At 69.6% G+C, this 1,594-nt stretch carries 1 protein-coding gene; it reads right to left on the bottom strand.

The annotated features are described in order from the left end of the window. Positions 1-216 precede the first annotated feature (216 nt). A complete protein-coding gene (locus tag ACIRG5_RS48355) occupies positions 217-1,527 on the bottom strand; it encodes an IS4 family transposase (protein WP_402918501.1) in 1,311 nt (436 codons plus the stop codon). Positions 1,528-1,594 lie beyond the last annotated feature (67 nt).

The raw sequence follows: 1,594 nt of genomic DNA, 5'->3' as shown, positions 1-1,594 counted from the left end.
CCCAATGCCACGTAGCTTAAGTTGATCTTGGTGTGGGGTTGAAGTGGGTAGAACCGGATGGTGGCGGGTCCGGGGTGTCGGGTGCTGGCGGGTTCGCCGGGTTTCTTGGGGCGGTAGCTGTTGTGGCGCATGCGTTTGACGGCTCGGGGGCAGGTGCGGTGCCGGCGTGGTGGGATGCGCAGGGCGGCGATGGCGGTGTGGATGCGGGGTAGTTGGTCAGTCCAGTCCTGAGGGGGGAATGGCCGCCGTGCCGGTGGCGGTGCGGCGGATCAGGCGCAGGGTCTGGGTGTAGGAGATGCGGTCGGGGTCGAGGTCGGCGGCGGTGGCGGCCTGGGTGATCAGGGTGGTGATGGCGTGGTGGGTGGTCAGCCAGGCCCAGATCTCCTGGTAGGCCAGCTCGGGTAGCCGGGAGCGCAGGATCCGGCCGGGGCCGCGGAGGTGGGTTTTGAGCTGGTCGTTGCCGGTTTCGTGTTCCCATCGCTGGTGGTAGGCGTCGGCGAGTTCGTCGGCTCGGGCGGCGGCGGGGTCGAGGATGGTGGTGAGCAGGGTGATGATCTCGCCGGTGCCGCCGCCGGTGCGGTCGGGCACGTCGTACTCGATCACCCGAGCCCACTGGCCATCGGACGGATGGATCTCCTGTCCGGCCCTGGCGGCCGCGGTCACGCGGTCGCGGCGTTCGCGTTTGTGGGTTCTCGGGTTGTTCAGCAGGGTCAGGTAGGTGCCGTCGGCCAGGATCCGCACCACTGGCAGCTCCAGCTGGGTCGGTGCCCGCCATAACAACGCCGCACCCGTCGCGGCGGCGGTTTCCCAGGCACCGTAGGAGTAGAAGTTGCGGTCCGCGGTCAGTAGCTCATCCGCCCGTAGCCGGGGATAGAGCTTGCCCGCCAGCGCTTTCTCTCCCTTGTCGTAGGTGCCGATCTCGGCGGCGAGGAAGGCGTGCGTGCCGCACTCGGTCAGCGTGACCACCCGCGCTTTCGGGAACGCCGAGCGGCCCTCACCGGTGCCGGCGTAGCCGAACTCGGCGGCGTTGGCCTCGCTGTCGGGCAGGTCCGCCTCGAACCCGTCGATCGCCACCAGCCGCCAGTCCCGCAGCCACGCCCCGCGCGCCCGACCAGCCGCGAGCATGCCCGCCATCGGGCCGGACTCCCCGCCCGCCGGACCGGCGACCCGCTCGAAGATCTCCCGGAACACGGTGGGGCCCAGCCGTTTACGGGCCTGGGTGATCGCGCTGGAGGTCGGCGGCGTCCAGGAGGCGTCCCAGCAGCCCCACCGATCCAGCGACCCGGTCACCTTCGTCACGACCTCGGTGTAGTCGTCGTCGGCGAACAGGCACAACGCCATCGTCAGATACGCCACCACATGCGGCGGCAGCTTCCCGTCCGACCGCCGCGCCCCGACTCCGCACACCGCGATCGCCTCGTCCACCGCGTCCCGCGGCACCGCCGTCACCAGCACACCCAGCGACACCTGATCCGGCAACGCCACACTCGCATCCACAAGCAGCACCGTGCCAGCGCCCGGCGTCATGATCAGGACACCACGCCGGACCATCCACACAACACCAAGATCAACTTAAGCTACGTGGCATTGCCCC

The organism is Lentzea sp. NPDC102401 (assembly GCF_044765805.1).
Lineage (GTDB): Bacteria > Actinomycetota > Actinomycetes > Mycobacteriales > Pseudonocardiaceae > Lentzea > Lentzea sokolovensis.
Note: the sequence above shows the minus strand (reverse complement) of the source record. Positions and strands in the feature narration are given on the sequence as shown.

Coding starts and splice junctions, on each gene's coding strand:
- ACIRG5_RS48355 (WP_402918501.1), bottom strand. CDS start 1,527: ATGACGCCGGGCGCTGGCACGGTGCTGCTTGTGGATGCGAGTGTGGCG.